18 protein-coding genes are annotated in these 19,865 nt (G+C 71.6%); 7 read left to right on the top strand and 11 right to left on the bottom strand.

What is annotated here, in order from left to right; translation table 11 throughout:
* Positions 1-8 precede the first annotated feature (8 nt).
* Complete coding sequence (locus tag ACZ404_RS13350) at positions 9-1,964, top strand: fumarate reductase/succinate dehydrogenase flavoprotein subunit (RefSeq protein WP_468439158.1); 1,956 nt, start codon at positions 9-11, stop codon at positions 1,962-1,964.
* The gene (locus ACZ404_RS13345) at positions 1,961-2,731 is read left to right on the top strand and encodes a succinate dehydrogenase/fumarate reductase iron-sulfur subunit (protein WP_468439156.1); all 771 of its coding nucleotides are present in this window, start codon (positions 1,961-1,963) and stop codon (positions 2,729-2,731) included. Before ACZ404_RS13350 ends, ACZ404_RS13345 begins: the two co-directional genes overlap by 4 nt.
* Here ACZ404_RS13345 and ACZ404_RS13340 read toward each other — a convergent pair.
* A complete protein-coding gene (locus tag ACZ404_RS13340) occupies positions 2,712-3,020 on the bottom strand; it encodes a hypothetical protein (RefSeq protein ID WP_468439154.1) in 309 nt (102 codons plus the stop codon). The two genes, ACZ404_RS13345 and ACZ404_RS13340, sit on opposite strands and share 20 nt — an antisense overlap.
* A 41-nt stretch (positions 3,021-3,061) precedes the next feature.
* Positions 3,062-4,291, bottom strand: a complete 1,230-nt coding sequence (locus tag ACZ404_RS13335; protein WP_468439152.1) for a hypothetical protein — start codon at positions 4,289-4,291, stop codon at positions 3,062-3,064.
* Between the two features lie 80 nt (positions 4,292-4,371).
* On the opposite strand from ACZ404_RS13335, the gene ACZ404_RS13330 reads away from it, so the two are divergent.
* Entirely contained in the window at positions 4,372-5,940 is a 1,569-nt protein-coding gene (locus tag ACZ404_RS13330) for a hypothetical protein (RefSeq protein ID WP_468439150.1), read from the top strand.
* Between the two features lie 205 nt (positions 5,941-6,145).
* Here ACZ404_RS13330 and ACZ404_RS13325 read toward each other — a convergent pair whose 3' ends face one another.
* The 6 genes from ACZ404_RS13325 to ACZ404_RS13300 all read right to left on the bottom strand — a co-directional run bounded on the left by ACZ404_RS13325 (position 6,146) and on the right by ACZ404_RS13300 (position 12,725).
* Positions 6,146-8,728 (bottom strand): SpoIIE family protein phosphatase, encoded by a 2,583-nt coding sequence (locus ACZ404_RS13325; protein WP_468439148.1) that lies wholly within the window; start codon positions 8,726-8,728, stop codon positions 6,146-6,148.
* A gap of 251 nt (positions 8,729-8,979) precedes the next feature.
* A complete protein-coding gene (locus ACZ404_RS13320) occupies positions 8,980-9,387 on the bottom strand; it encodes an ATP-binding protein (RefSeq protein WP_468439146.1) in 408 nt (135 codons plus the stop codon).
* A gap of 127 nt (positions 9,388-9,514) precedes the next feature.
* Positions 9,515-9,937, bottom strand: a complete 423-nt coding sequence (locus tag ACZ404_RS13315; protein ID WP_468439144.1) for a (deoxy)nucleoside triphosphate pyrophosphohydrolase — start codon at positions 9,935-9,937, stop codon at positions 9,515-9,517.
* A 30-nt stretch (positions 9,938-9,967) separates the two neighbouring features.
* Entirely contained in the window at positions 9,968-10,159 is a 192-nt protein-coding gene (locus ACZ404_RS13310; protein WP_228625954.1) for an SPOR domain-containing protein, read from the bottom strand.
* A 397-nt stretch (positions 10,160-10,556) separates the two neighbouring features.
* Entirely contained in the window at positions 10,557-11,309 is a 753-nt protein-coding gene (locus ACZ404_RS13305; RefSeq protein WP_468439141.1) for a GntR family transcriptional regulator, read from the bottom strand.
* 159 nt (positions 11,310-11,468) lie between these two features.
* Positions 11,469-12,725: a DUF4190 domain-containing protein gene (locus ACZ404_RS13300; RefSeq protein ID WP_468439139.1), complete on the bottom strand. Its 1,257-nt coding sequence runs from the start codon at positions 12,723-12,725 to the stop codon at positions 11,469-11,471.
* 108 nt (positions 12,726-12,833) lie between these two features.
* Here ACZ404_RS13300 and ACZ404_RS13295 point away from each other — a divergent pair, with 108 nt between their 5' ends.
* Complete coding sequence (locus ACZ404_RS13295) at positions 12,834-14,042, top strand: serpin family protein (protein ID WP_468439137.1); 1,209 nt, start codon at positions 12,834-12,836, stop codon at positions 14,040-14,042.
* A gap of 28 nt (positions 14,043-14,070) precedes the next feature.
* Here ACZ404_RS13295 and ACZ404_RS13290 read toward each other — a convergent pair whose 3' ends face one another.
* Entirely contained in the window at positions 14,071-14,706 is a 636-nt protein-coding gene (locus ACZ404_RS13290) for an RraA family protein (RefSeq protein WP_468439135.1), read from the bottom strand.
* A gap of 341 nt (positions 14,707-15,047) precedes the next feature.
* On the opposite strand from ACZ404_RS13290, the gene ACZ404_RS13285 reads away from it, so the two are divergent.
* Positions 15,048-15,629, top strand: coding sequence for a Uma2 family endonuclease (locus tag ACZ404_RS13285; RefSeq protein ID WP_468439133.1), 582 nt, complete (start codon positions 15,048-15,050; stop codon positions 15,627-15,629).
* Positions 15,630-15,810: 181 nt separating this feature from the next.
* Here ACZ404_RS13285 and ACZ404_RS13280 read toward each other — a convergent pair whose 3' ends face one another.
* Positions 15,811-17,994 (bottom strand): DEAD/DEAH box helicase, encoded by a 2,184-nt coding sequence (locus tag ACZ404_RS13280; RefSeq protein ID WP_468439131.1) that lies wholly within the window; start codon positions 17,992-17,994, stop codon positions 15,811-15,813.
* Between the two features lie 111 nt (positions 17,995-18,105).
* On the opposite strand from ACZ404_RS13280, the gene ACZ404_RS13275 reads away from it, so the two are divergent.
* A complete protein-coding gene (locus tag ACZ404_RS13275) occupies positions 18,106-18,375 on the top strand; it encodes a type II toxin-antitoxin system Phd/YefM family antitoxin (RefSeq protein WP_359442567.1) in 270 nt (89 codons plus the stop codon).
* Complete coding sequence (locus ACZ404_RS13270; RefSeq protein WP_030207783.1) at positions 18,368-18,631, top strand: type II toxin-antitoxin system RelE family toxin; 264 nt, start codon at positions 18,368-18,370, stop codon at positions 18,629-18,631. Before ACZ404_RS13275 ends, ACZ404_RS13270 begins: the two co-directional genes overlap by 8 nt.
* A gap of 84 nt (positions 18,632-18,715) precedes the next feature.
* Here the strand turns inward: ACZ404_RS13270 and ychF are convergent, their stop codons facing one another.
* A complete protein-coding gene (gene ychF / locus ACZ404_RS13265; RefSeq protein ID WP_468439128.1) occupies positions 18,716-19,804 on the bottom strand; it encodes a redox-regulated ATPase YchF in 1,089 nt (362 codons plus the stop codon).
* Positions 19,805-19,865 lie beyond the last annotated feature (61 nt).

The raw sequence follows: 19,865 nt of genomic DNA, 5'->3' as shown, positions 1-19,865 counted from the left end.
CCCAACTGATGTCCGTGGTCGACCGGCAGGAGTGGGACGTCGTCGTGGTCGGTGCCGGGGGCGCCGGGCTGCGGGCCGCGATCGAGGCGCGCGAGCGGGGCGCCCGTACGGCGGTGATCTGCAAGTCGCTGTTCGGCAAGGCGCACACCGTGATGGCCGAGGGCGGCATCGCGGCCGCCATGGCCAACGCCAACGAGCACGACACCTGGCAGGTGCACTTCCGCGACACCATGCGCGGCGGCAAGTTCCTCAACCAGTGGCGGATGGCCGAGCTGCACGCCCAGGAGGCTCCGGACCGGGTGTGGGAACTGGAGACCTGGGGCGCGCTGTTCGACCGTACGAAGGACGGCCGGATCTCGCAGCGCAACTTCGGCGGCCACGAGTACCCGCGCCTCGCCCACGTCGGTGACCGCACCGGCCTGGAGCTGATCCGCACCCTGCAGCAGAAGATCGTCGCGCTGCAGCAGGAGGACTTCGAGGAGACCGGGGACTACGAGTCCCGGCTGAAGGTCTTCCAGGAGTGCACGGTCACCCGCGTCCTCAAGACAGGGTCCGACAGCGGCTCCGCCGCGGGCGAACGCGTCTGCGGGGTCTTCGCCTACGTGCGCGAAGCCGGCCGCTTCTTCGTCCTGGAGGCACCGGCGGTGGTCCTCGCCACCGGCGGCATCGGCAAGTCCTTCAAGGTCACCTCCAACTCCTGGGAGTACACCGGCGACGGTCACGCGCTGGCCCTGCTCGCGGGCGCGCCCCTGGTGAACATGGAGTTCGTGCAGTTCCACCCGACGGGCATGGTCTGGCCGCCGTCGGTGAAGGGCATCCTCGTCACCGAGTCCGTGCGCGGCGACGGCGGGGTGCTGCGCAACTCCGAGGGCAAGCGGTTCATGTTCGACTACATCCCGGACGTCTTCAAGGAGAAGTACGCCGAGTCGGAGGAGGAGGCCGACCGGTGGTACGACGACCCGGACCACAACCGGCGCCCGCCCGAACTGCTCCCCCGCGACGAGGTGGCCCGGGCGATCAACTCCGAGGTGAAGGCCGGCCGCGGCTCCCCGCACGGCGGTGTCTTCCTGGACGTGTCGACCCGCATGCCGGCGGAGGTCATCCGGCGCCGGCTGCCGTCGATGTACCACCAGTTCAAGGAGCTGGCCGACGTCGACATCACGGCCGAGGCGATGGAGGTCGGGCCGACCTGCCACTACGTGATGGGCGGCATCGCGGTCGAGTCCGACACCGCGGCGGCGCGCGGGGTGCCCGGGCTGTACGCCGCCGGTGAGGTGGCCGGCGGCATGCACGGCTCCAACCGCCTCGGCGGCAACTCCCTCTCCGACCTGCTGGTGTTCGGACGCCGGGCGGGCTGGCACGCGGCGGAGTACGCCCAAGGGCTGGCGCACGAGCGCCCGCCGGTGGACGACACCCAGGTCAACGCGGCCGCCGCGGAGGCCCTGCGGCCGTTCTCGGTGGAGGCGGAGGGCGAGGCCGGACCGCCGGAGAACCCCTACAGCCTGCACCAGGAACTCCAGCAGACCATGAACGACCTGGTCGGCATCATCCGCCGCGAGGGCGAGATGGAGCAGGCCCTGCACAAGCTCGCCGAGCTGCGGGTACGCGCCCGCCGGGCCGGCGTCGAGGGCCACCGCCAGTTCAACCCGGGCTGGCACCTCGCCCTGGACCTCAGGAACATGCTGCTGGTCAGTGAGTGCGTGGCCCGGGCCGCGCTCGAACGCACCGAGTCGCGCGGCGGCCACACCCGCGAGGACCATCCCACGATGGACCGCAGGTGGCGCAACGTGAACCTGCTGTGCACGCTGGCGGACCCCACCGGGGGCCTGGCGGCCACCGACCCGGCCCGCGGCCAGATCCGCCTCGCCCGCGAGACCACCGACCCCATCCGCCCGGACCTGCTCGCCCTCTTCGAGAAGGAGGAGCTGGTCAAGTACCTCGCCGAAGAGGAGCTGTACGAATGAGCAGCTACGAGGCCCGCTTCAAGGTGTGGCGGGGCGACGCGGAGGGCGGCGGCCTGCAGGACTTCACGATCGAGGTCAACGAAGGCGAGGTCGTCCTCGACATCATCCACCGCCTCCAGGCCACCCAGGCCCCGGACCTGGCCGTGCGCTGGAACTGCAAGGCGGGCAAGTGCGGTTCGTGCTCGGCGGAGATCAACGGGCGGCCCCGGCTGATGTGCATGACGCGGATGTCGGTGTTCGACCGCGAGGAGATGATCACCGTGACGCCGCTGCGCGCCTTCCCGGTGATCCGCGATCTGGTGACGGACGTCGGCTTCAACTACCAGAAGGCCAGGGAGGTTCCCGCGTTCGTGCCGCCGGCCGGGCTCGCCCCGGGCGAGTACCGGATGATGCAGGAGGACGTGGACCGGCCGCAGGAGTTCCGCAAGTGCATCGAGTGCTTCCTGTGCCAGGACACCTGCCATGTGGTCCGTGACCACGAGGAGAACAAGCGGGCTTTCGCGGGTCCGCGCTTCCTGATGCGGGTGGCCGAGCTGGACATGCACCCGCTGGACGCGGCCGCCGAGACCGGCCTGGACCGCAAGACCACGGCCCAGGACGAGCACGGGCTCGGCTACTGCAACATCACCAAGTGCTGTACGGAGGTCTGCCCCGAGGGCATCAAGATCACCGACAACGCGCTGATCCCCCTGAAGGAGCGCGCCGTCGACCGCAAGTACGACCCGCTGGTGTGGCTGGGGTCGAAGATCAGGAGGCGGAGTCCGTAGGGGGCAGTGTGGGGGTGCGGCCGGGGCGCTCGGCGAGCTTGCTGATCCCCAGGCTCCCCATGAACATGAACCAGCCGAGAATCGGGAGCACGTCGAGCCTGGCGGGGAACACCCCGAGGAACATCCAGAGGGATGCCCCGACCGCGCCGAAGAGCTGACCGTAACCCAGCAGCTTCGGACGCAGGATCCGGTTCCGGCGGATCGGCAGCACCCAGCCCGTCGTGATGGCCGCGATCCCCAACCCCGCCATCAACGTCACGACCAGGACGCCGATGACCACCAGGCTCATGTGCATGACGATCAGCATCCCAGCTGTCGGCGGCCGTGACGTCAATGATTTGCCCAATCCTTCCGGTACGCGCTCCAGTCGTCCTCCGTCGCCGCGAAGTCCACGTACAGGGCCACGCCGAAGCGGGCGCGGTCGGCGTCGGTACGGGACAGGCCGAGCCGCACCCCGCGCACGGCGGCCGGGACGGTCTCGGCGTGCGCCCAGTGGCCGAACCGGTTCTCGTGGTAGAAGGGCAGGCCCATGAGGAGGTCCGTGCTCTTCGGCGTGACCTCCAGCGCGAGGCTGGTCTGCTGGGCGACGTAGCCGCCGTACAGGCTCTGCAGCGGCTGCATGGTGTCGTACGACATCACGGCGATCTGGTCGACTCGGCGGGCCACCTGCCCGAAGTACGCCTGCGACCACCACTTGGGATGCCCGGTGGTCGCGCCCCAGAAGGAGTGGAAGGCCGGCAGCGGGTCGATCTGGTGGGCCGCGACGGAGAGCAGTGCGTGGCGGGCGTGGGTGAGGGCGCGGAGGTCGTCGAGGAGGGCGAGGTAGTCCCGGTCGCCGGAGTGCAGGGGCTCCAGGTCGAAGTGGGCGCCCTGGAAGCCGGCGGCGAGGATCCGGCGGGTGGAGGCGAGGATCGCGGCGCGGGTGGCGGTGCGGTCCAGACGCAGGCCGTCGGGGCTCTCCGTGGCCAGTCTGTCGCCGAGCCAGGCCTGGACGCGGAGGCGCGGCGCGGCCCTGTGCAGGGCCGATATCAGCCAGGTCGCTCTTGGATACGCCGACTTGGGGAGGGTCCCGTCGTGCTCCAGGGGGCCGGCGTGGACGTACAGGTCGCGGATGCCGGTTGCCTTCAGGCGCTGGGCGAGGGCTTCGACGTCCCGGTCGGTCTTACGACCGTCCAGCCAGGCGTGGCCGAGCCAGAGGGCGTCCTTGTGGCGGGTCTGGGTGCCGGGGAGGGGGGTGCCGGTGTAGTTGAGGCGGAGGGCGGTTTCGGCGGTGAGGAGGGGGAGGAGCAGGAGGAGGACGGCGGTGAGCACGAGGGTGCGGGGGCGGGGGCGTCGGGGGCGTCGCCGTTTCGCCTCGGCTTCGCCGTCGGCTCCCCGGCCCTCCCCATCCGCACCACCCGTGCGGCTCTCACCGCCGGGTGCGAGTGGCCCTGGTGGGGCGGACCCGCCGTCGGCGAGTGCGGGTGGGGGCGGTGGGGTGCGCTCGGTGTCGGGCGGGGTGGGGGGTGGGGCCTGTTCGGGGTGGGTGGGTGTGGGTGGTTCCTCGGGTCGGTTGTGCATTTCTGCCCCCTGTCCTTCTCTTCCCCCACCTGTATCCGTCCCGCTCGCGAAGGCGTCTACCTGCCCATACGCTCCGAAATGTGACGTCCTTCCGGGTCCGGGGCCGCCCCCGGCGTGCCACCGCGCACATACGGGTGCGGGCGGTGCATGCCGTGGTGGGTGCACTGGCCGGGGCAGGGTGGCTGGTGTTGCCGGTGATGACGGTCGGTGGTGGTGATCCGGTTCCCGCCGCCCGGAGCGAGCCGGTCGCCGGTGCCGTCGCGTCACCCCAGGACGAGACCTCCGGTGCCGATCTCCTGCTGCCCCTCGTGGCCGTCGGCGCGGCCGGCGTGCTGGCCGGTTACAGCTACCTGCGCCGCACCCGGCGGGCCCGGACCCGCACGACACCGGGCGTGGTGTCGGCGGCGCCGCCCGTACCGACCTCGTACGAGTCGGAGCGGCAGGCCCGAGCCGCGCTGGTGCTCGCCGACGACTGTGTGCGCGGCAGCAGCGAGGAACTCGCCTTCGTGCGGGCCCTGTTCCCCGACGAAGCGGTCGAACCGTTCGTGCACGCCCTGCGGTCCGCGGAAACCGAGCTCGCGGCCGCGTTCGCGATCTGGCGGCGGTACGAGGAGGGGGTCCCCGGGGACGAGGGGACCCGGCGGCAGGCGCTGGTGGGCGTGGTCGGGCGGTGCGCGGAGGCCGGGCGGCTGCTGGACGCGCAGGCGGAGGAGCTGGACCGGCTGCGGGGGCTGGAACAAGGGGTGGGTGAGGCCCTGGGCGTCGCCGAGACCCGGTTCCGGGAGCTGACCGCGCGGACGGCTGCGGCCCAGGCCACGGCCGCGCTGCTCCACGAGCGGTACGCGCCCTCGGCCGGTGCGCCGGTCACCGGGTACGTCGAACAGGCCAAGGACCGCCTGGTGTTCGCCACCGTCCAGCTCAACGAGGCCCGGCAGGCGGCCGATTCCGGTGACGGGACACGCGCCGCCCGGCATCTGCGCGCCGCCGAGGGCGGTGTCGCCCAGGCCGGCGTCCTGGTGGGCGGGGTGGAACGGCTCGTGGCACAGGTGCGGGAGGCAGCCGCTCTGGTGCCGGCCGCGCTGACCGGCGGGGAGGCGGAGATCGCCGAGGCACGCAAGGAGGGCGGGCACAGCCGGCTGGCCGGCGGTGAACTGCACGCCCGCCTCGCCCACGCCGACGGCGTCCTGTCAGCCGTACGCGCGGAGCTGACCGGGGGGCCGTACGACCCGCTGGACGCGCTGCGGCGCATCGCCCGGGCCGTGGAGCGCCTGGAGGTCGGGCGGTCGGGGGTGACGGACACCGCCGCCCTGCTGGTGGCGCGCAGTACCGTCACGGCGGCCGAGGACTTCGTCGCCGTCCACCGGGCGGCGGTGGGTGCGGAGGCGCGTGCGCGGCTGGCACAGGCGGTACGGGCCCTGGGGGCGGGGGGTGCGCGGGGTGCCGAGGTGGAGCTGCCCGCCCGGGAGGCCCGGGACCTGGCCGAGCGGGACGTCCGCGCGCACGGCAACCCCTTCGCGGAGAGCGACGCCCACGCCGCCGGCCTGTCCGGCGCCGTCCTCGGCGGCATCCTCCTCGCGGAGGAACCGGACGGAGGCCCGCCGGTGAGTTTCGGCGGCCCGCAGACACGGGCCCGCCGCCGCCTGCCGTAGACCCGTCACACGGGTGGCAGCCACTCCCCCGGCATCGGCAGCCACCGCCTGCCCGAGCGCCCGGACCCGGCTCCCTCCGCCCGACCGAGTCGCCTGCACCCGTCACCCAGCCGAGTCACCCGGGCAGCCGCCGTCTGCAGGGGCCTCTGTCGCGGCCTCCACCTGTGGGCCTCGGCCGCCCGCGAAGTCACCCGGTCACCCGCGCTCAGAAGAGGCTCAGCAGTGCCTCCGCCGGATCGGTCAACCCGTTCTCCCCACCCGGCAAGGGCAACTCGAACCACACCGTCTTGCCGCGAGGCGTCCGCCGGGACCCCCAGGCCGCACTGAGCAGCCCGACCAACTGCAGCCCCCGTCCCCCCTCGTCCGTGTCCCGCGCCCGCCGCCGCCGCGGCTGCACCAGCCCGGAGTCCCACACCTCGCACACCAGCGTCCGGTCCAGCAGCAGCCGTAGCCTGATGTCGCCCTCGCCGTACCGCAACGCGTTCGTCACCAGCTCACTGACCAGCAGCTCGGTGGTGTCGACCAACGGCTCCAGGTCCCAGGTGACGAGCTGCGCACGCGCGTACTCCCGGGCCCGCCCCACACTCCGCGGCTCGCGCGGCAGCGTCCAGTCGCCGACCGACTCGGCGGGCAACCCCTGCACGCGCGCCATCAGCAGCGCGATGTCGTCCTCGCCGTGATGGGTGTCGAGGGTGTTGAGGACGTGGTCGCAGACGTCCTCCAGCGGACTGCTCGGGTCGGTCAGCGCGCCCACGAACGCCTGCAGGCCCTCGTCCAGCGGATGGTCGCGGGACTCGACCAGGCCGTCCGTGTAGAGGGCGAGCAGCGCACCCTCGGGGAGTTCGACCTCCACCTCCTCGAAGGGCTCGCCGCCGACGCCCAGCGGCATCCCCGGCGGCACGTCGAGCATCAGCGCCGCCTCGCCGGGCTCCACCAGCACCGGGGGCAGATGGCCGGCGTTGGCGAACGTGCAGCGCCGGGTGACGGAGTCGTAGACGGCGTACACGCAGGTCGCGAGGTACACCTCGGAGAGGTCGGCGTCGCGCGGCTGGCGTGCCGTGCGCGTGGCCTGCTGGACCCCTCCGGGGGTGCCGAGCCCGCGGGCGATCTCGTCCAGCGCGGAGAGCACCTCGGCCGGTTCGAGGTCCAGCAGCGCGAGCGTCCGTACGGCCGTGCGGAGTTCGCCCATCGCGACGGCCGCTCGCAGGCCGCGCCCCATGACGTCGCCGACCACCAGCGCCGTGCGGTGGCCGGGGAGTTCGATCACGTCGAACCAGTCGCCGCCGACCTCGGTGGCGGCGTTGCCGGGCAGGTAGCGGCAGGCGATGTCCAGGCCGGAGGCCTCGGGGTCGCCGGGCGGGAGCAGGGAGCGCTGCAGTATCAGCGCGCGTTCGTGCTCCCGGCGGTACAGGCGCGCGTTGTCGATGCAGACGGCGGCGCGGGCGGCGAGTTCCACCGCGAGGTCCCGGTCGCGGTCGCCGAACGGCTCGCTGCCCTTGGTCCGGGCGAACTGCACGAGGCCGACGACGGTGTCGTGGGCGACCATCGGCACGGCCAGCGTGGACTGCACGAGCCCGCCCTCCTCGGCGGGCACGCTCCGCGGCCGTGCGGTGCGCAGGGCGTCCGCGCAGGGCGAGTTGAACGGAAAGTGGTGCACGGCGCCGACCGCGACGGGCTCGCCGGAGCCGCTGAACGGCGCGTCGGAGACGGCACTGGCGAAGGCGACGCGGCGCAGTTCGGCGCTGCCGTCGACGAGGCCGGGCGGGGTCTCGTCGCCGGTGAGCAGGCCCTGGTAGAGATCGACGGTGGCGAGGTCGCAGAAGCCGGGGACCACGACGTCGAGGAGTTCGCGGGCCGTGGTCTCCAGGTCCAGGGAGTTCCCTATACGGGCCCCGGCCTCGTTGAGCAGGGCGAGGTTGCGCCGGGCGGCGGCGGCCTCGCGGGCGGCGGCGCGGCGGGAGGTGATGTCGATGCCGAGCCAGGCGATGCCGATGGGCCGGCCGCTGCCGCTGTGCACGCGGTAGAGGTTGACGGACCAGTGCCGGCGCTCGTCGGACCCCGGGACGAAGCCGGTGACATGCATGTCGGTGATGGAGTCACCGGTCTGCAGCACCCGGCGCAGGGTGGCCGAAACCCGCTCCGCCTCGCCGCGCGGCAGATAGTCGTGAACCCCCTTGCCACGGTGGTCGTCCGGAGTTCCGCCGAAGATGGAGGCGAACCGCATGTTGGCCCGACGGACCCTCAGATCCGGGTCGATCAGCAGGAATCCAAAAGGGGATTGGCCGAATATCGACTGCGAGGCGGCGAGGTCGGTCTCGATGCTGCGCAGGGTGCGGACGTCCACGACGATGCAGACGGCGGCCTTGTCGCCCTCCGCGGTGCGGGTGGGCATGACGTAGACCTCGGCGAGCCCCTCCTCGCCGCGCCGGCCGTCGGGCCCGTCCGGCATCCGGAAGGGGACCACACCGGTCCACTCCCGCCCGTCGAGGATCTCGGCCATCTTGCGCTGGCTGCGCTCACGCAGATCGGGGTCGATGAAGGCCTCGATCGGGTCCATTCCGACGGCCCGTTCGGCCGGAATGCCGAAGAGCTGCTCGGCGCGCAGGCTCCACTGGTCGACCAGCCCGCCGGGACTGATGGAGAAGGAGGCGACCTTGATGTAGTCGTAGATGGAGCCGGGCGGACTGCTCTGCCACATGGCGTCAACGGGTGCGGCCTGTACGCCCTGGCCCCTCGCGCCGTCCGACGGGTCCTCGGACTCCGTGGCCCTCGCTGGTATCTCGCTCACGCGAACCGTCCCCTCCAGCTCACCGCGCCCGGCACCGGTCACCGAAAAGCGGCTGCCCGCAGTATCCAGCACTACGGCGCCGCACGACACGGTGTTCACGATCACAGCTCGGTCCAGGCGCTTTTCGGACCGGGCCGCGACACCACTGCCAGTCTTCTAACCAGGGAACACGCCCTCGAATCACGCGCCCTCCCCCCTGTCCCCGCCCTCGGTGGCGCAGTGGACGCCGCGCCGCGCGCCGTACACCTGGTTCACCCGGGCAGCGCCAGTTCGAACCAGACGGTCTTTCCGGCTTCGGCGGGCCGGGTGCCCCAGCGGCTGGACGAGTCGGCGACCAGTTGGAGCCCGCGTCCGTTCTCGTCCTCGGGGTGGGCCCTGCGCTCGCGGGGCAGGTCGGGGAGCGGGTCGGAGACCTCGACCAGCAGCGCGCCGCCGAGCCGGGCCGGGCGTACCAGCCGTACGCCGATCGGGCCGGTGGCGTGCCGCAGGGAGTTGGTGACCAGCTCGCTGACCAGCAGGGCGGCGAGGTCGGCGAGGCAGTCGAGGCCCCAGCCGTGCAACTGGCCCCGGACCGCGGCACGGGCGGTGCGCACGACGCCCGGCTCCGCGGGAAACGACCACTCGGCGCAGTCGCCGTCGGTGTCGATCACGCCGATCACTTCCCAGGCCAGCGAGCCCGCCCATGTGCGGATTCATGGGTGTACTGGGGACATACCCGGTATCTGGGGCACATACCGCGCGGGGGAGCGCGCGATGTCACAAACGGCGTACGAGCCGCCGCGCGCATCAAGCGGAAGTGCCGGGCGCCTTGAAGAGGGTCAGTGCCTCGATCTCCCGGACCGCCGGGACGTCCTGGTCGAGCCAGGGCACCTCCCAGAGCCGGTCGGGGGTGAGCCAGCGCAGTTCGTCGTGGTCCTCGAGGGGACGGGGCGGGCGGGAGCCGGGGCGCAGCCGGGCGGTCCACACGTGCAGCACGTACGGCGATCTCAGCGGCCACTCCCCCGGGACACGCGCGACCGCCTCGGTGTCGACGCCGAGTTCCTCGTGCAGTTCGCGCACCAGGGCGTCCTCGGGCCGCTCACCGGGCTCGACCTTGCCGCCGGGCAACTCCCAGCGCCCGGCGAGTTCCGGGGGTGCGCTGCGGCGCGCGGCGAGGAGGCGGCCGGCGTCGAGCAGGGCGGCTCCCACCACCACGATCCGTTCGCTCATGGGGCGGAGCCTACGGGAGTGCGCGGCGGGTCAGTTGTGGGTCCCGTCCCCGTTCTGGCCGATGCGCTCGACCCAGTAGAGCTGTTTGTGGCCGCGGTCGTCGAGGCTGTCGGCGATCTTCTGGGCCTCGGCACGGGTCGCGTACCGTCCCACGCGGTAGCGATTGCCGTTGTCGTCCTGCCGTATGACGATCCAGGGCAGCGAGACCGTGCCCTCACTCATCGCCCCCACCGTTCCTTCTCGCACCGCCCCACCCCCGCCGTGCCGCGCCCAGGGAAACCGCAATCCGCATATGCCCGAGCGTACGCCCAACCTTCACGGAGCGAATACGCCTTTTCACAAAGAGATACGCAACCAGCCAGAACACAGGGGGCGCACGACAGCGAACGCGCCGTCCCGCGCGCCGCTGCCGTGCATCGGGGCGGTGCCGGGCGCGCCGTGGGTCACCTGGGAAAACGGCCGGATCGCTACGGCCTTACCGGCGCCGGACGGCCAGGTGCGCGCAGGCGTGCCGCGACGAGGGCGTGCCGGAGTGTGCGCTACTTCACGCGGCGCACGGCGTCCGGGGCTTCGAACCACCTCCACGCCCCGTGCCTGCCGGCCGCGCAGCGGCGACCGCTCACTTCACGGGCAGGTGATACGCCACCCGGTACCGGTCGGCCGGGATCACCACGTCGGCGGTCTCCACCGGGCGGCCGGAGGCGAAGTAGGTGCGCTGGATGACGAGGACGACATGGCCGGGGACGCCGCCCAGGGCCTGCAGTTCCTCGGCGAGGCCGGGGCGGGCGCCCACCTCCTCGGTGACGTTGTCGACGACGACGTCGATCGCCCGCATGCGCTCGGCCACTCCCATGCCGCCGAGCGGCCCCTCCTCGGGCAGCATCACGGGGGTGCGCCCGGTGAGGGCGAGGGGCTCCCAGGAGGTGGAGAGCATCATCGGCTCCCCGGAGTCCCGGAACAGGTACCGCGTCCGCATGACCCGGTCGCCCGGCCGGATGGCGAGCCGCTCGGCGATGGCCGTCCCCGCCTCGGCCTGCTCGCTGCTGGACTCCCAGGTGCCGCGCATCGAGGCGTCGGCCTGCTCCTGCCGGAAGGGCGTGGCGCCCCCGGACGGCCGGAACCCGGAGCGGGCCACCCGCCGGGGCACGGGCCGCTCGCGCACGTACGTCCCCGATCCGGAGCGGCCCTCGACGAGCCCCTCGGCCATGAGTACCTTGCGGGCCTCCAGCGCGACCGTGTCCGAGACGCCGTACTCCTCGCGGATGCGGGCCTGGGAGGGGAGCCGGGTGTGAGGTGGCAGTGAACCGTCGACGATCTTCTTGCGGAGATCACCCGCGACACGCAAGTACGCCGGCTGCTCACCGAAAGTCACTGGCCACTCCCATCAGGTTGTACAGACAGCAACAGCGTGGCAACCGTGGGTTGCGCCGTGCAAGCAAAGGCCAGAGAATCACTCGATGTGATGACATGTGCGGGGGAGGCCTTTACCCCAGGCACTTTCCTCCCTTGAAGCTCCCCGCCGGGCCCGCGCTCACACCTCCATGCCGCCGCTGCCCGTGCCACGGTCGTCGCCTGCGTCCCCGCTGTCGTCGCTGGGCGGCGTGGTCTCCAGCCCGAGGGCCTTGCGCGCGGGCACCGACTTCTCCGGGGCGAGCAGCCGGAGGCCGGCGTCGTAGGGCCGGTAGAAGCCGTCGGCGTCCTTGGCCTCCGCAGCCTTCGCCCACTGCGCGCGCGCCTTGTCCAGGTCGGCGGCCAGGGCCGCGACCAGCTTCTTCGCCCCGGCCGGCCAGGTGCGCCCGCGCAGGATCCGCGCCTGCTCGGACAGGGCCTTCGCCACCCGCCCGGCCCAGGCCTTGTGCCCCGGCAGGTCGTCCTCGACGTACTCGCTGTCCGGCGCGGTGTACATCGCCGCGTTCAGGACATGAGCGGCCTTCAGATACGTGACCTGGTAGCTGTCGAGGACCGTCTCGTCGTTGCGCAGCGACCCGGTGAGGTTCCCGCCCTCGGTCACGCTGCCGAACACGCAGGTGACCTCCCGGTCCCCGGCGGACCAACTCTCCTCGGTGGGCGTCAGGTAGTACACGTCGACGTCGTCCGGTACGGCCCAGCCGTCCATGGCGTAGGTGTCCTGGAGGCCGTAGCAGCGCTCGTCGGCGGTGCCGGACACCGAGTCCTCGCCGGGGTAACTGCCCTCGCGCAGCCGGAAGGAGGCGAAGACCTCGCCGTCGTGCGCGCGGGAGCAGGGCACCGTGTCGACGTCGTACGTCTCGCCGCTGAGCTTCCCGTCGGGCGCGTCGAAGCAGTCGCCCTTGACGAGCGAGAGGCTCGAGCGGTCGCGCGCGCCCTCCTTGAAGCCCTCCCAGAAGTCGTGCGCGCCGCCGGTGGCGAGGATCAGGACCCACAGGGCGAGCCCGAGCCCCGACAGCACCGAACCGGTGACCGCGAGCGCCGTGCCGCGCTCACCGCGCCGGCGGATCTGCGGCAGCGCGATCAGCCCGAGCACCAGCCCCACGCCCGGCAGACAGCACAGCAGGCCGAGCACCAGGGAGGCGATGGCGAGGCCGTTGACGGGCGCGGGCCGGTTGTAGGGGCTGTAGCCCTGCGCCCACGGCTGGTACCCCGGCGCCCCGTACGGGTTCTGCGGTCCCGGCGGTCCCTGCATGCCGGGCGGTCCCTGCGTGCCCTGCGGGTACGCCGGCGGCCCGTACGGCCCCTGCGGGTACGGCTGCTGGGGTGGCTGATAAGGCCCTTGCGGCTGGTGGGGGCCGGGGGGCGGAGGTATGGACACCGGTACCGTGCTCCTGGGTCGGGCGGCGACAGCGCAGGACCGGCGACGGGCCGGCGGCTGGACTGACGTACGACTGCGCATGGTAAGCGGGGCACGAACGGGGGCGGAATGAGGGTGGCGAACCAGGTCGGCGGCGACACCGTACGCATGGTGAACGGGCTGACCGCGCGGTGGGCGGCGACGGCCGCTCCCGCCGACGGCACGGTCTTCTCGGCGTCCGGCGTGTGGCCCCTGCTGGCCTTCCTGGCCGACGGGGCGACGAGCGCGGCACGGGCGGAGCTGGCCGGGGCGCTCGGCGTACCGGCGGACCACGCGGCCGCCGTTGCACGGGAGTTGCTGGCCACCCTGCAGTCGCTGCCGGGCCTGGACGCGGCGCTCGGCCTGTGGACGCACCACGCGCTGCCGCTGCGGGAGGAGTGGCGGGCCGGGCTGCCGGCCGGGACGCACGGGGTGTTCGGGGACGACCTCGTCACCGCGCAGGAGCGGCTGGACGCGTGGGCGGCCGAGCGCACCGGCGGGCTCGTGGAGCGGATGCCCGTGGCCCTGGCACGGGACGCGGCCCTGGTGCTGGCCGGTGCGCTCACCCTGCGCACCCACTGGCGGCAGCCGTTCACGGAGACCGCGCTGCGCCCGGAGTCCGGTCCCTGGCAGGGCCGTTCGCTGCTCGGGCTGCACCGCAGGAGCGTGCGCCCGGACCGGGTCGGGGTCGCCGGCACGCCGGACGGCTTCGTCACCGCGCTCACGGTGCCCGGCGGCGACGGCGTCGACGTCCATCTCGTCCTCGGGGAGGAGCGCATGACGCCGGGCCAGGTGCTCGCGGCCGGGGTCGGCGTCGTGGAGCGCACACTGCCGGTCACCGGGGGCGGCGCCCTGCCGTTCGGGCACGTCGGCCCGGGCCTGCACGTGGCCCGCGAACCCGCCACCGAGCCGGAGCCGATCACGCTGGACGTGCGGACGGTGGCGTACGAGGTCCGCGCCGACCACGACCTGCTCGCCCTGCCCGCACTGTTCGGCCTCACCACGGCCCAGGACCTGAGCCGGTCCCACTTCCCCGGCATCACCACCGCCCCGCTCGCCATCGGGGCGGCCCGGCAGTCGGCGCTGGCCCGCTTCGGCGCCCTCGGCTTCCACGCGGCCGCGGTGACGGCGGTGACGGGCCTGTACGGCGCCGCGCCGCGCCCGCCCCGCTACGAGACGACCGTCGTCCGTGCCACCTTCGACCGCCCCTTCGCCTTCCTGGCGGCCGACCGGGAGTCCCGGCTGATCCTGACGTCGGGGTGGGTGACGGACCCGGCGCCGTACCGGACGGGAAGGTGAGGGGCTGCGGCGCCGCGGGGCCGGCGGGTCAGTCCCGGAAGCCCTGATCGCGCAGGATCGCGTCGATGCGCGCCCGGTGGGCCTCCTCCCAGGCGTCGAGGGTCTCACCGGCCTCCTTGGCCAGCTTGGCCCGGGCGGCGGTCAGCACCTCGTCGCGGCGGGCGCGGGGGACGACCACGACGCCCTCCTCGTCGGCGACCACGACGTCCCCGGCGTGCACCGCCACCCCGCCGCACCGCACCTCGACGTTCAGCGGCCCGGCCACCTTCTTGCCGCCGGGGACGGGGACGATCCCGCGGGCGAAGACGGGAAAGCCCATGTCACGGACCTCGGCGAGATCCCGGATCAGCCCGTCCAGGACGAAGCCGGCCACGCCCCGGCGCTGCGCGACCGCGCAGACGTTGCCGCCGGCCAGCGCGTAGTCGAGGTCACCGGACTCGACGACGACGACCGCGCCCGGCTCGGCCCGGTGAATCGCGGCGTGCAGCATGAGGTTGTCCCCCGGCGGACAGCGCACGGTGAACGCGGGCCCGGCGACACGCGGCACCGGCTGCCACAGCGGCCGGACACCGATGTCCATGACCTGCCCACGGCCGAGCAGATCGGCGAGGGTGGTCGTCGGAACGTCCGCGAACGCGACGCCGTCTGCGGTGAATCGGCTCATGTCTCCCCCATGGGTCGTTGGCTTACCGGACATTGAACCGGAAGGCTCGGCCCCACCCGTTGTCAGGTCGCTGGCGGAGCCCTGCGCGAGTGGCGGTCGCGCCACCGGGTGACGGCGCCAAGGCGCGTCCTGGAGTGGATGGCCGACGATCTCTACGACCTGGTCGCCGACTCCCGGGAACCCCTCGCCCGGCAGGCCTCCTGCTCCGACTGCTGAAGACGGCCGACGACACCGCCCCGGCTCTGCACCGGCGACAGGGCCTGGACACGGGACGGCGGGAAGGGCAATCCCCCGGTGACGATCTCGTGGCCCGCGTCTCGTCGAGTCGCTACGGTTGAGCCATGACCGCACTGCCCGACTGGATGCGCCCGCCGCGCGAGGAAGGCTGGTTCGCGGAGGACCTGGACCGCCTACCCGAGGCGCCCCGCCACACCGAGCTGATCGATGGAGCGCTCGTCTTCATGATGTCGCCGCAGAGGTGGTGGCACGGCCACCTCGTCACCATGCTCACCGTCGCTCTCATGGAGCAGGCGCCCGGCGATGTCAGGGTCGGCCGCGAGATGACCATAAAACTCGACGAGCGAAACCGGCCCGAGCCCGATCTGCTGGTGACGACGGCCGACTACGACGGAGACCGCACCTGGTTCGCGCCGGACGAGGTGCGACTCGTCGTCGAGGTCGTCTCACCCGAGTCCGCGCACCGGGACCGCACGGTCAAGCTCCGCAAGTACGCCGAGGCCGGCATCCCGCACTACTGGCGCATCGAGGACGAAGACGGCGCTCCCGTCGTCCACGTCTACGAACTCGACCAACCGACTGGCGTCTACGCACCCGCCGGCATCTTCCGGGGCACTCTGAAGCGCCCGGTGCCTTTCGAGATCAGCCTGGATCTCGAGGGGCTCACGCCGCCGACGAGCAACTAGGAGTCAGCACCGAGTCAGCACGGGAACGCAGAAGGGGCTGAGCTCGCCAGAGCTCAGCCCCTTCTGTCGGTCACACGTTGGAGCGGAATGCCTGCACGCCAACCCTGACCTGTGACGGAGCCGCATGCAGCGCCCTGACCAGGCATTTCCTCGTTGGCGTGCGTTGCGTCCCGACAGTCGCTTACGGGTGTCCTGCGGACTCTTTGCGGACCACTCCCAGCCGCACCTGCTCCTCCTCGACGATCTGGCGGGCCATCGCCGTGTCCGAAACGTCGACCGCGTCCGGCGTCGACTCGGCGACCGCGCTGCGGCGCGCGTACGCGTCGAACAGGCGGGTCTTGTTCTTCAACATCTCCACCATCCGCTCGTCCACCCCGCGGGTGGTGAGCAGCCGGTGCACCTGGACCGAACGCACCTGCCCCAAGCGATGGGCCCGCGCCACCGCCTGGTGTTCGATGGTCGGTTTGATCTGGGGCTCACAGATGATCACGACGGACGCGGCCTGCATGTTGAGCCCCACCCCCGCCGCCTCGATCTGCGCCACCAGCACCGCATGACCCGGCACGGCGGCAAACTCGTCCACCAGCTGCTGACGACGCGCGGGTGGCACGCTTCCCGAGATCGGACCGAACACCTGAGCGCCACCGTTGCTTCGCGCCCCATCCAGCGTGTCCTTCACCGTTCCAAGGACATCCCTGAAGTTGGAGAACACCACCACCTTCAGCTCATTCTCGGCGGCGTCCTCGACGATCTCGCGCAGCCGGTTCAGCTTGGCCGACTTCTCGGGGCGCGCGTACGCCGCTCTGCGCATCGCCATGAAGTTGCCGGCGCGCACGGCCTCGCGGTAGGCATCTTCGTCCGACGCACTCAGTTCCTCCCACTCGTCCGTCTGCTGGAGCGCGGGCAGTTCGGTCAGAACATCCTGCTGGTTGCGGCGCAGATAGACCGGGGCTACGGCCTTCCGGAATGCCTTGGAACCGGCCACTCCGTCACGGTCACCAACAACCCCTGCCAGGTGTGGCTGGAGAATCTGCACAAGGCTGCGAAACTCGGCGACTCGGTTCTCCATGGGCGTGCCGGTCATGAAGAGAACGCGTTCGCAGCGCCCGGACCATTCCGTCACGGCTTGGGAGCGACGCGTCTTCGCATTCTTCACGTAGTGCGCCTCGTCCACGACCAGCATCCCCAGCTCGCCGCCTCCGAGGGCCGGGAAACCACGCAAGGCGTCGAAGGTGGTCACCCCTACGCCGCCCCGACCCTTCCAGTCGGCAAACGCTTCGTGCCTGTCGGGGCCGTGAAGAGGCATCACGCGCAGCTTGCTGCGGGCCTCGATTTCGCGTGTCCAGTTGATCAGGACGCTGGCCGGGCAGACGACCATGAAGTGAGTCTGCCCCTCGGCAGCGAGATGAGCCAGAGCGGCGATGGCCTGGATGGTCTTGCCGAGCCCCATCTCGTCGCCAAGAATCACCTTGCGTTGCGCCAGGGCGAATCGCGCCCCGAAGGCTTGATAGCCGCGCAGCGACACCCGCCGGTGAGTGTCATCAAGCATCTGGTCGCGGACCCGCTCGGCAACTTCGTCGGGCAGGAACCCCTCGGCAGCGGCAGTGTCGGGGCTGCGGCCGGAGATCTCCGCGAGCAGGCTGTAGTACTCGGCGGAACGCAGCTCGAAGTCGACCCAGGCGGCCACCTCGGTCGAGGTACCGCGCAGCAGATCCACCGAGGCCTGCGCAAGCAGCTCCGACACACCGCCCTGCGCTGCTTCCTCGGCCAGCCTGCGGACCTCTGCAACGGCCTCCAGCGCCCGAGCTCGTTTGGCCTGCCCCACCAGCAGCATCCGCAGCCGCCTGGCGGCCGGCTTGGCCTCGGCCAGCAGCGGACCGAGCCGCTCCGAAAGTGCCACGGCCGTGTCGACGGCTCGCCGCGCATCGGGGCCCGCTTCCACCAGCACATGCAGAGCCATGACGAGTGAGGTGGTTCGCGGCTCTGGCCGGTCCACGTCGATGTGGACGGCGATGGTCTCCCGAACGGCATCAGATATCTGACGTGCCGCCGCGATGACCTGATCGGCGGTCCGCTGCCCCACGCCAGGAATCTGTCGCAGCCGGTAGGGACCGGCATCGAGTACCTGCCGGACCGATCGCAGGCCACTCTTCTCGACTTCCCCGAGCCTCAGCCGACCCTCGGTGACCTCCTTCAACCGGGCCACTGGGATGGCGTCCAGCGCTTGTTCCGCCGCCGTGTCGAAGATCGGCTTCAGTGCCGCCCGAACCGCCTCGACAGCCCGCCCGTGGTCGCCGACCACCGCCTGCGCCGCCTCGTACAGCCGCCCCCCCGCGGCAACCGCCTCCCGCTCGCTGCGCCCCACCCCACCCCGACCTCTCTCGCTGTGTCCCCGCATACTGCCACCGCTGACCCCCGGCACCGGCCGGGGCCCGAAGCTGTTGTGTACACATGGCACACTCGGTACCCTTGAAGCATGACTCAGCCGCTGCCCATAGAGTCCATCCGCGACGTACGCGCTCACCTGGCCGAAGTCGTCGAACGGGCCGACCGTGACGACGTGCCCACTGTCATCACCCGTCGCGGCAAGCAGGTCGCCGCCGTGGTCTCGATCGACGTGCTGCGCAAGTACCAGGAGTGGGAGGAGCGCGAGATCAACCGCATCATCGACGAGCGCATGGCGAACCCGGCCGTCGGCGTCCCGATCGAGGACGTGATGAGGGAGACGCTGGCACGCAGTGAGTGATTACCGCACGGTGTTCCGGCCCGAGGCCCAGGCTGAGCTGCGCAAGATTCCGCGGGACATGGCGCTGCGCATCCTGGCCAAACTTACAGAGCTGGAGAGCGACCCCTTCGGCTTCAACACCACCGCACTCGTATCCCAGCCTGAGCGCCGCCGCCTTCGGGTCGGCGACTACCGTGTCGTCTACACGATCGACAACGGGGAGCTGGTGGTATGGGTTGTACACGTCGGACACCGCTCCACGGTCTACGACACGTAGCTGCTCCAGGTTTTGCGGACAACTGCGGACCGCACAACGGCCTGACCTGCTTTCTCGCAGGTCAGGCCGCTTGTCCACGTCCAATCAGACGTTGAAGCGGAACTCCACCACGTCCCCGTCCTGCATGACGTAGTCCTTGCCCTCCATGCGGGCCTTGCCCTTGGCTCGGGCCTCGGCGACCGAGCCGGTCTCGATCAGGTCGGTGAAGGAGATGACCTCGGCCTTGATGAAGCCCTTCTGGAAGTCGGTGTGGATGACACCGGCGGCCTCGGGGGCGGTGGCGCCCTTCTTGATCGTCCAGGCCCGCGACTCCTTGGGGCCGGCCGTCAGGTAGGTCTGCAGGCCGAGGGTGTCGAAGCCGACGCGGGCCAGGGTGGCCAGGCCGGGCTCGTCCTGGCCCACGGACTGGAGCAGCTCCAGGGCCTCCTCCTCGTCCAGCTCGGCGAGGTCGGCCTCGAGCTTGGCGTTGAGGAAGATCGCCTCGGCGGGGGCGACCAGGGCGCGCTGCTCGTTCTTGAAGTCCTCGTCGACCAGTTCGTCCTCGTCGACGTTGAAGACGTAGAGGAACGGCTTGGTGGTGAGGAGGTGGAGGTCGTGGAGGAGTTCGTTGCGCTCGGTGCCCTGGACGATGCCGTGCGCGAAGAGCGTGTCGCCCTTCTCCAGGATCTCCTTGGCCTCCTCGACCGCCTTGACCTTCGGGGCCACGTCCTTCTTGATCCGGGACTCCTTCTGGAGGCGCGGGAGGACCTTCTCGATGGTCTGCAGGTCGGCCAGGATCAGCTCGGTGTTGATCGTCTCGATGTCGTCCTTCGGCGAGACCTTGCCGTCGACGTGCACGACGTTCTCGTCCTTGAAGGCACGGATGACCTGGCAGATCGCGTCGGACTCGCGGATGTTCGCCAGGAACTTGTTGCCCAGGCCCTCGCCCTCCGAGGCGCCGCGCACGATGCCGGCGATGTCGACGAAGTCGACCGTGGCCGGGAGGATGCGCTCCGACTTGAAGATCGAGGCCAGCTGGGCGAGGCGGGCGTCGGGGACGCCGACCACGCCGACGTTGGGCTCGATCGTGGCGAACGGGTAGTTGGCCGCCAGCACGTCGTTCTTGGTCAGGGCGTTGAACAGGGTCGACTTGCCGACATTCGGCAGGCCGACGATTCCGATCGTGAGCGACACGTTGCGACTTCCCGTAGATGAGAGGGCCAGGGGGGCTGCCAGGGGCCAGAGACCGACACTG

It is taken from the genome of Streptomyces sp. NPDC030798, from assembly GCF_055572275.1.
This window is presented reverse-complemented; position numbering and strand designations above follow the sequence as displayed.

What these genes read in the sequence shown, in the direction of transcription:
- ACZ404_RS13350 (WP_468439158.1), top strand. Translation starts at nt 9, where the DNA reads ATGTCCGTGGTCGACCGGCAGGAGTGGGACGTCGTCGTGGTCGGTGCC.
- ACZ404_RS13345 (WP_468439156.1), top strand. Translation starts at nt 1,961, where the DNA reads ATGAGCAGCTACGAGGCCCGCTTCAAGGTGTGGCGGGGCGACGCGGAG.
- ACZ404_RS13340 (WP_468439154.1), bottom strand. Translation starts at nt 3,020, where the DNA reads ATGAGCCTGGTGGTCATCGGCGTCCTGGTCGTGACGTTGATGGCGGGG.
- ACZ404_RS13335 (WP_468439152.1), bottom strand. Translation starts at nt 4,291, where the DNA reads ATGCACAACCGACCCGAGGAACCACCCACACCCACCCACCCCGAACAG.
- ACZ404_RS13315 (WP_468439144.1), bottom strand. Translation starts at nt 9,937, where the DNA reads ATGAGCGAACGGATCGTGGTGGTGGGAGCCGCCCTGCTCGACGCCGGC.
- ACZ404_RS13310 (WP_228625954.1), bottom strand. Translation starts at nt 10,159, where the DNA reads ATGAGTGAGGGCACGGTCTCGCTGCCCTGGATCGTCATACGGCAGGAC.
- ACZ404_RS13295 (WP_468439137.1), top strand. Translation starts at nt 12,834, where the DNA reads ATGAGGGTGGCGAACCAGGTCGGCGGCGACACCGTACGCATGGTGAAC.
- ACZ404_RS13290 (WP_468439135.1), bottom strand. Translation starts at nt 14,706, where the DNA reads ATGAGCCGATTCACCGCAGACGGCGTCGCGTTCGCGGACGTTCCGACG.
- ACZ404_RS13285 (WP_468439133.1), top strand. Translation starts at nt 15,048, where the DNA reads ATGACCGCACTGCCCGACTGGATGCGCCCGCCGCGCGAGGAAGGCTGG.
- ACZ404_RS13275 (WP_359442567.1), top strand. Translation starts at nt 18,106, where the DNA reads ATGACTCAGCCGCTGCCCATAGAGTCCATCCGCGACGTACGCGCTCAC.